Origin of the sequence: Vibrio genomosp. F10 str. 9ZD137 (assembly GCF_049974785.1) — a bacterium.
Taxonomy (GTDB): Bacteria; Pseudomonadota; Gammaproteobacteria; order Enterobacterales; family Vibrionaceae; genus Vibrio.
In genome coordinates this window covers 1-8,114 of record NZ_JBNGCJ010000429.1, presented here as the reverse complement: position 1 = coordinate 8,114, position 8,114 = coordinate 1, and the positions used below count along the sequence as shown (strand labels likewise).

The following is an 8,114-nucleotide window of genomic DNA, read 5'->3' as shown; positions in this document are numbered from 1 at the left end:
CGCTCTTCCGATCTGAAGATCGCACCAGAAACCCCAAGAGCAGCACCTGCAAACACAGCGGTAATGACTCTCGGCAGGCGGATATCCCATAAAATTTTCGCTTGAAAGCCTGCTTCAGCACGCTCTGAAGAAAGTAAAATCTCCAATACCTGATGAACAGTGAAGGGTAATTTACCCACACTAAGGGCGAACAGAATGAGAACGCATAAACCCAAAGTCATGATCGCTGCGAACGATACGTTTTTTATGTTCACCACAACGGACGCTGACTTCCATCGCAAGGCATACAAATATCGAGAAGAATGCATTTTATTAACGGTAAACACACTAACGCCTAATCAAGTACAAGAAAAATGGCCCACCAATTAATGCCACCATGATTCCAGCACTTATTTCATCTGGATAACCGATGATACGGCCCAATATATCGGCACTAAGGAGCAATAACGCTGAAATCAGCATAGAGGCTGGGATAAGTTTTTTATGATCGGTGCCAACGATGAACTTAGTAATGTGAGGCGCAGTCAAACCAAGAAAGCTTATGGGACCTGCTGCTGCCGTGGCGCTGCCCGCTAATATTGTCACAACAATAAATGAACCAGCCCAAACAAATGCAGGGTTTACACCAAGTGTCAGGCCTTTTTCAAAACCCAGTACAATGGAATCTAGAGGCTTGGCTAATACCAATGACAACAACAGCCCTACCGCAATAAATAGAGAAACGGGATACAACACATCATAGCCACGCCCTTGTAACGACCCGACCGACCAATGGCGATACTGGTGAAATACATCTTGATGGCTATTGATAGTAATAATGCTGGTGACTGCCAAGAGCATAATCGTTAATGCGGTGCCAGATAAGACGACTCGCACGGCATCAACCTTTCGCCCTTTCCCTGCAATTAGGTAGACCATAAAACCGGTAATCGCCGCACCTAACAGTCCTAACCACACATACGTTGATAAGCTCGTCAGCCCAAATAGGGAAATGCCCAGTACGATCATGGTCATTGCTCCAGCATTGACACCAAGGATCCCAGGATCAGCTAATGGGTTACGAGTAAGCGCTTGCATAATAATACCTGAAACACCGAGCGCCGCGCCCACTACGACAGCCAGCAAAGTTCTTGGCATTCGCAAATGGTGAACGATGAGATGCTGAGAGTTGTTGGCATCAAAGTGAGTTAGCGCCTCTAAGGTTGTTGCCACGGCAATATCTCGCGAGCCAACGAATATGCTGATTAGCATTAAAGCTGGCAAGCTAATAAGGGCCGCAATCAAAACGATGTTGACTTGCCGCTTATTTCTTTGAGCAACAGGGTGAACGAGTTGAGTCATTTCAATCGGAATCACTTTTCTGACACTATACTAGCTTCCAAATCGCGCGAGCATATTTTTGATGATCTCTCTGGAACTGTAGAGATCCACTCGGAAGGTGTTCTCCCCTAACCCATAAACTTGCCGGTTTTTCACCGATGGTAAGTTTTTCAATACCACATCGGACATCAAACTCTGAGCTCGCACATTAGAAGCTTCAAGTAAAAAGCTGGTTTCAGCCTTCAGTTCAGTCAACTTTTCATAATTAACGAGCACAAAGTCACTATGAAAGGTTGGGCCGGTATGCCAGCTATGATCCGGTGATTCGAGTTCAAACCCCAACGCCGAAAGTAATAACGCATGTGCCCCTTCTGATTTTGCCACAGCATTGGTCACGCCCGACCCGTGGTAGCTAATAATGTTGGCTCTGCCCTCAGGCAAGTTTAACTGAGTCTTAGCATCCGCAACCAACTGTTCAAAATCAGCAACCGTTTTTTTAACATGCTGTTCATTGCCCAATGCTTCACCCATTTGCTTGGCGAGTTCCTGCCATGATTGAGTGCTGTAATCAACAATAATGGTTGGAGCAATAGAGCGCAGCTCTTTAACCTGATTAAGTGCAGAATCTGCACCAGATATAGAGACAACAATGAGATCTGGTCGCTCAAGGTAGACAGATTCAAGGTTCACACTCCCTGCAGGCCACAATTTCTTTACCGAGCGTTGATTAGCAACCGTCTGCCATTGTCCAAAGAATCCCCCAGTCGTATCCGTAGCCGTTGCTATTAAAGGTGCGTCAATGGCGAGCAAGGTACCCGTGACAGTGACTGAGGTCGATAACACCCTAACCGGCTTGGTTGGAATAGTTGTCGTACTTCCATCGGCATTAACAAAGCTCTTGGGCCATGCAAAAGCGGTCGTTGAGGTGATCATAGTAATCAAAGCGACCAAAGTTAAGATTATCTGTTTCATCAATGTTTAAAACCCATAAATAGAGATGTTAAAAATAAGGAGCTAAATGTATTGGATTAGGAAACAAGGTCAGCGCGGGTAATCGTATTTTTATCGGTGATATTGGCGCTCTCCCACTGATGGGCGCTATAAGGCATCAGATATAATTCTTTATCAATAAACAGTTGCAACTGACATGTGCGCGCTTTTGAATCTAACCCGTCGCGCTGACCGTGAGCCAATAACACCTGTGGGCAAATCGCCCCCTCTTGCCATTGGGCTAGCTGAAGATAGGCAGTCCCAAACAAGATGTAGGCAAAACCATCACGAGTTAACTCAGCGGGCATTTCTCCGTTGAGAATACCTTGCTCATACGATCCACCATGCATTGCAATAGCCTGCCCAGCGAGTTCAATCAACCTATCTCGGGCGTGAGCATACCCAAACCCTAAGCTTTCATAGTTATTGGCTTGGATACGCGGTACATCCTTGTCGGTCCAAACTATCTCTACTTGGTCAAATTTTCCTTGGTTTTTATAGGGTAACGTTTTGCTCTCTGAAACAGATTGAGAAAACTGAGTCATGCTATTTTTAAATCCTAGTGTTTACGATTGCCCGACACTCGCCCAACAACTGATGCAGGCAGCAAACAAACCATTCGAGAATCAAAAAACGGCTTTCTCGATGTCCTTTCCTTTTGACATGATAATCATTATCATTACCAAAACAAGGATGATACGAATTTTTGTCTCTCTTTACTTCTGAATTTGTGCTTTATTCTTTTCAAATTTAAACGGGAGTGAGAAGGCCAGACGTAAGTATTGAGTTCGCACAGAAACACATTATTGATATACAAAACGACTTTTATATGGAACTGAAAAATAAAACCATCAACAATGCCATTGAGTACATTTTCAACAATCTCACTAGTGACCTAGGGGTGGAAGAAGTAGCCAGTCACTGCAATTTGTCAAAATTTCACTTTAGTCGATTATTTAAAAAATCGACTGGAGAAAGTATTTACTCGTTAATCAAACGCCTGAAAATGGAAGACAGTGCCATCGTGCTAGGCACTAATACCAACAATAGTATTACCAATATTGGTTTGGGCTACGGATACAGCTCATCCAACTACAGCTCAGCATTTACTAAGCACCACGGAATCTCTCCTGCAAAATTTAGAAGGCTCAAGAAAGATAAGAAATTTGACTTGGTAAGCCATTTCGACGGGACAACAATCATATACCAAGAGTTTGAATACTATAATAAAAACGCTGTAATTAGAGAGCTAGAAGATATACAAGTGCTCTATCGACGCTACATTGGCGACTATGGCGATCTAATTCATCATTGGCCGAAGTTTATCGACGAGCATAGGAGTCTCATCCAAGATGATTCACAGTTAATTGATGTGTGTTATAGCGACCCGAATATCACAGACAAAAGTCGTTGTGTCTATGATATATGTATAAAAATAGATGGTGATACGGTTTTACCGCAACATGTCACCACAGACACCCGTATTATTAAAGGTGGGAAGTTTGCCTCTTATACAGCCAAAGGCAACCCAAGTGACATTGCACATGATTATAAAGGCGTTTTTAATGTCTGGTTGCCAAACAGTGGTTATAGCTTGGATAGTAGAATCAGGTTTGATTCATATAGAGTAGTGAACCCCGAAGAGCAATATTTCGAAGTTGATATTAATCTTCCCATTCAATAGAAATCAATAATTATGTTCAGGTAACGTAGATATACAAAAACTACTGAGTGGAAAAATCCAAATCAGACCCCATGACGTTTCAGTTTTCACCCGTAATATTCTGTCATTACTACGCGTTTGCTGACCTACTATTGAGACCAAAGTCAATAATGGGGAAAAAATGCCCATATTGAATTGGGAGTTTGATATGTTGGAGGCACAACTTTCGACAAGGTCACCAACACCTAACTGCAACCTGCAACCTGCAACCTGCAACCAATAGAGGTCAGCAAATGCCATTTTATTCCGCTTATTTCCTTCATTATTTGAAAGCTATGTTGTTGCCGTTGCCACTGTGCCTTATGTTACTGCCTTCAACAGTAAACGCACAAAGAGAGTTAATAATAACGAGGGGAGATGGGAATTGGCCACCTTATGAAATGGTGCAAGATGGTCAACTAACAGGGTTTCATATCGAACTGATCCAATCGGTTGCCAATAGCATTGGCGTCATTGTGATGTTCAAGCCCTACCCATGGCGCCGCGCTGTGCGAATGGTTACAGCTGGTAGAGCCGACGCGGTAACCTATATTACCAAAAGCAAGAAACGCGAAGAAAGCATCTACTTTTCTGAACACAATATTTTGTCAGGCACTGACCATCTGTTGGCCAAACTTAAACAGAGACACGACATTAAGTTTGATGGCAACTTAACGACCTTAAAGCCATATTCTATGGTTCATATCGCGGGTTACACTTTTGGGCAAGCTTTTGATAGCGCCGATGACTTGGATAAAACAGGCGTGGCATCAGCGAGTGACGTGATTGAGTTGATATCCAAAAAACGCTATGACTTGGGTATTGTCAGCCCTGTTGATTTGGAAGGTGCGGTGGATCTTAACCTCATGCAGAACATCGTGCTTCTAAAGCCTGCATTGTATTCAAGTATTGTCTACATTGGCTTTTCCAAACAAAGCACTAATCAAGCACTGGTCGATGAGTTTACCCATGCGATGCAAGCGTTTAAACTCACCAAGTCATACCAACGGTTAAAAGAAAAGTATGGCTTGTAACCTACCACTCCCAATACCAACACAGAGATGAAAAGTCCGTCAAAGAGTTGAGCAAATTTAATGAACCCGTTCAGTTCTTAATTATCAGTAGAAACAGAGAAGCCCTTGCCATTGGGGCTGCGAACAAGTTAGACACTCTCTTGTTACTCGACTAGTTTTAAAAGTAAGCTTAAGAAAAAATGGTGGTTGCTATGCCTCGTTGTCATGTTCTTTCCCGTCCCTTTTTCTTCATACTCATACTGCAGTTACTGGCTTCATTACCGGTGCAATCTACAGAGTTAGAAAGCCTGTCTTTTTATACTGAGAATTATCCACCCGCTAATTTTGAAGAAAAGGGCAATATCTCAGGTTACTCTGTTGATATCTTGATTGCCGCAGGCCAAGCCGTTGGAAAGGAGATTACTACGTCTCAGATCTCTGTTTTACCTTGGCCGCGATCGTACCGAAATGCGCTCAATCTTGATGATGCAGCGCTGTTTTCTACCACTCGCACCGAGCACAGAGAAAAGCTGTTCCATTGGGTAGGGCCTATCACCGATATAAAGGTCGTCGTACTGGCGAGAAAGCAGGACAACATCACCATTAACGCCCCGATAGAGATGAGTAAATACAGAATTGGAGTGATCCGCGACGACATTGGTGAACAGTCTTTGTTGACACTTGGGATCCCGAGAAATTCCATGCAGGAAGCAACGACCGTCACAGTACTTGCAGAGCAGTTGATGAAAGGTCGCATTGATTTACTTGCGTACGATGAAAAAGCAGCCTATTGGTGGGCAAGCCAAGTTGGAATAGATTCCGACAGGTTTGAATCGATATATGTCCTAGAAGAAGGGCAATTGTATTACGCGTTCAATAAAAGTATTGAGCAAGACATTCTTGCGGAGTTGCAAAAAGGGCTCGACATAATCAAATCCCAGAAAGATGACCAAGGGGTCACATTGCACCAAAAGATTCTCAATAAATACCGATAAGCATACCGTTACTTTTTCGCACAAGCGGTTACGTTTTCAGCTAGGTCAGTTTACGTTAATGAAGCCGATTGTATTTTTAAAGTGCTGGTTGTTCAAATAACCGGTGTGATGGAAATGATACGCAATGGCACCGACGCTCATAAACTGGCCGACGGTGCACTTTATAACTGGATATTTACGCCATTAAATCCGTAGTCTAACGCCAAACCTGATCAAAAACTCGGTACATGTTGCCACCCAAGAATTTTCCACAATCTTCTTGTGAGTATCCATTCTCTAACATTTTGTCGACAAGAGCTGCGACGATTTGGTAAGGCGCTGGAGTAGGAAAACCTTTTGCACCAGCTGCTGCGCTATAGCCACCATCAGGAAAAACAGCGGCACCCATTGGGGTCTGCATAATTGAAGCTGTAAAATTGATATTTGGAATATAGTCTGAACCAAAGCCCACGTGATCAATGCCTACTAGGTTCACCATGTAGTCGACATGACGAAATAACGCTTCTGTCGTAACAATGTCTGGATTAGAGGTATCCATAAAAGCACCAACCATATTGATTGAGCATACACCGCCACTTTCTGCGATCGCTTTAATAACCTCATCGCTCAAGCTACGTTGATAATTGGCCATCGCTTTTGCACCAGAATGTGAAGAAATCACAGGTTGGCTACTACGCTCAATAGCATCAAGAGAAGTTCGTTCTCCTGTGTGACTCACATCTACGACCATGCCGTACCGGTTATAGCTATCAATCAATCTTTTACCAAAGTCGGTCAAACCACGATTTTCAGGTTCAAAACACCCATCACCAACTTCATTGCGATTATTATAAGCAAGAAGACAATAGCCATAGCCTAATTCACGCCACAAGGCGACACGGTCAACATCACCACCAAAAATTTGAGTTCCTTGGTGAGTAAAAAATAGACCTAACTTGTCCTCTTTGACCGCATCATCAATGTCTTTTGTCGTGCGGATAATTTTATAATTGTCTGGGCGTTCTCTCATTTTATTTAGGTAGAAGTCTGTGCCTTTCATGATGCCATCGACAGAAGCATCCAATGAGTCTGCTGATGGGCATGCAGCAAGGACTTTAAAGCCAGCCGCTTTACAACGATCCATCTCGTCGTGAAATTCTGGTGCTTCAGGTGAAGACCACTGGCTTGGATAAAGCGCTGAAAATAGGGTATCAATGGTCATCGAATCACGAACAATCTTGACGGCTTTTTCTGACGCAGGATAAAACTCTCTACGTTGTGGAATGTTGGAATAGTCTTTAATTTCAAATTCTGGTAGCTGAGGGGCGGTGTTTGTAGTCATGATATTGATTCCTATAGTGCTGCGCCCACTTCACCTATTGAGTAAACGCTAAACTTGTTTAAGTTGCCACTATAGTAGCCTTGTTAATGTTTAAGTATTAATCGCTTTTGAATGATCGAATCCTCAGCGATTCGAGAAGCCAGTGTGGATGTCGTAACCGGGATTATCGATCTTGTCGCTAAGAAAATGGGTGAATAGGTAAAAACAAACCCAGCGCGAATACTGGGCTTGTTTTTACATCTAAGGGATAAGGTCTTAATCGCGAATGATCATCTGTTCACGTTCTGGGCCCACAGACACCATTTTGATAGGGACACCCATTAACGCTTCAATACGCTCAATGTATTCCTTAGCGCCTTGAGGCAAGCTTTCGAAGGTACGACAACCGGTTATATCCTCATCCCAACCTTGCATCTTTTCATAGATAGGTTGAAGATCGGCAGTTTGAGGCCAGATTGGGTTCTCACTGTGTTCGCCATCGTAAGCAACACAAATTCTGAGATCCTTCATACCGGTTAAGCAGTCAATTTTTGTTAGGGCTATCTCGGTTGCCGCTTGCAGCTCTACGCCATTACGTGTCGCTACCGCATCAAAGTACCCCATATCACGTGGACGACCTGTCGTTGCTCCATACTCATTCGAGCTTTCACGAAAGTTGTCTTGCTCTTCCATCGCCGTCACCAATGTGCCTGTCCCTACTGATGAGCTAAACGATTTTGCAACAGCAATAACACGCTCAGGTCTGAGTGCAGGTAGGCCACTGCCTATACCAG

Annotated in this window: 9 protein-coding genes; 3 read left to right on the top strand and 6 right to left on the bottom strand. The window is 43.5% G+C overall.

Annotation, left to right across the window (positions count from 1 at the left end):
- The 4 genes from ACP45E_RS10215 to ACP45E_RS10200 form a co-directional block, all read right to left on the bottom strand.
- On the bottom strand, positions 1 to 326 hold a 326-nt coding region (locus tag ACP45E_RS10215; RefSeq protein ID WP_141707286.1), incomplete at its 3' end, for an iron chelate uptake ABC transporter family permease subunit.
- A gap of 1 nt (position 327) precedes the next feature.
- Entirely contained in the window at positions 328 to 1,251 is a 924-nt protein-coding gene (locus ACP45E_RS10210) for a FecCD family ABC transporter permease (protein ID WP_426511047.1), read from the bottom strand.
- Between the two features lie 120 nt (positions 1,252 to 1,371).
- Positions 1,372 to 2,292, bottom strand: a complete 921-nt coding sequence (fepB, locus tag ACP45E_RS10205; RefSeq protein WP_017037035.1) for a Fe2+-enterobactin ABC transporter substrate-binding protein — start codon at positions 2,290 to 2,292, stop codon at positions 1,372 to 1,374.
- Between the two features lie 56 nt (positions 2,293 to 2,348).
- Entirely contained in the window at positions 2,349 to 2,855 is a 507-nt protein-coding gene (locus tag ACP45E_RS10200; protein ID WP_017036421.1) for a penicillin acylase family protein, read from the bottom strand.
- A 284-nt stretch (positions 2,856 to 3,139) separates the two neighbouring features.
- Here ACP45E_RS10200 and ACP45E_RS10195 point away from each other — a divergent pair, with 284 nt between their 5' ends.
- From ACP45E_RS10195 to ACP45E_RS10185, 3 genes are all read left to right on the top strand, one after another.
- A complete protein-coding gene (locus tag ACP45E_RS10195) occupies positions 3,140 to 3,994 on the top strand; it encodes an AraC family transcriptional regulator (RefSeq protein WP_017037033.1) in 855 nt (284 codons plus the stop codon).
- A gap of 272 nt (positions 3,995 to 4,266) precedes the next feature.
- Positions 4,267 to 5,046, top strand: a complete 780-nt coding sequence (locus tag ACP45E_RS10190; protein WP_017037032.1) for a substrate-binding periplasmic protein — start codon at positions 4,267 to 4,269, stop codon at positions 5,044 to 5,046.
- A 179-nt stretch (positions 5,047 to 5,225) separates the two neighbouring features.
- The gene (locus ACP45E_RS10185) at positions 5,226 to 6,020 is read left to right on the top strand and encodes a substrate-binding periplasmic protein (RefSeq protein WP_017037031.1); all 795 of its coding nucleotides are present in this window, start codon (positions 5,226 to 5,228) and stop codon (positions 6,018 to 6,020) included.
- A gap of 196 nt (positions 6,021 to 6,216) precedes the next feature.
- On the opposite strand, the gene ACP45E_RS10180 is transcribed toward ACP45E_RS10185, so the two are convergent.
- Together ACP45E_RS10180 and ACP45E_RS10175 are read right to left on the bottom strand one after the other, a co-directional pair.
- Positions 6,217 to 7,341, bottom strand: coding sequence for a dipeptidase (locus ACP45E_RS10180; protein WP_017037030.1), 1,125 nt, complete (start codon positions 7,339 to 7,341; stop codon positions 6,217 to 6,219).
- Between the two features lie 255 nt (positions 7,342 to 7,596).
- A partial coding sequence (locus tag ACP45E_RS10175) for an adenylosuccinate synthetase (protein WP_141707285.1) occupies positions 7,597 to 8,114 on the bottom strand: 518 nt, incomplete at its 5' end.

What these genes read in the sequence shown, in the direction of transcription:
- ACP45E_RS10195 (WP_017037033.1), top strand. Translation starts at nt 3,140, where the DNA reads ATGGAACTGAAAAATAAAACCATCAACAATGCCATTGAGTACATTTTC.
- ACP45E_RS10180 (WP_017037030.1), bottom strand. Translation starts at nt 7,341, where the DNA reads ATGACTACAAACACCGCCCCTCAGCTACCAGAATTTGAAATTAAAGAC.
- ACP45E_RS10190 (WP_017037032.1), top strand. Translation starts at nt 4,267, where the DNA reads ATGCCATTTTATTCCGCTTATTTCCTTCATTATTTGAAAGCTATGTTG.
- ACP45E_RS10210 (WP_426511047.1), bottom strand. Translation starts at nt 1,251, where the DNA reads ATGCTAATCAGCATATTCGTTGGCTCGCGAGATATTGCCGTGGCAACA.
- ACP45E_RS10185 (WP_017037031.1), top strand. Translation starts at nt 5,226, where the DNA reads ATGGTGGTTGCTATGCCTCGTTGTCATGTTCTTTCCCGTCCCTTTTTC.
- ACP45E_RS10200 (WP_017036421.1), bottom strand. Translation starts at nt 2,855, where the DNA reads ATGACTCAGTTTTCTCAATCTGTTTCAGAGAGCAAAACGTTACCCTAT.
- fepB (WP_017037035.1), bottom strand. Translation starts at nt 2,292, where the DNA reads ATGAAACAGATAATCTTAACTTTGGTCGCTTTGATTACTATGATCACC.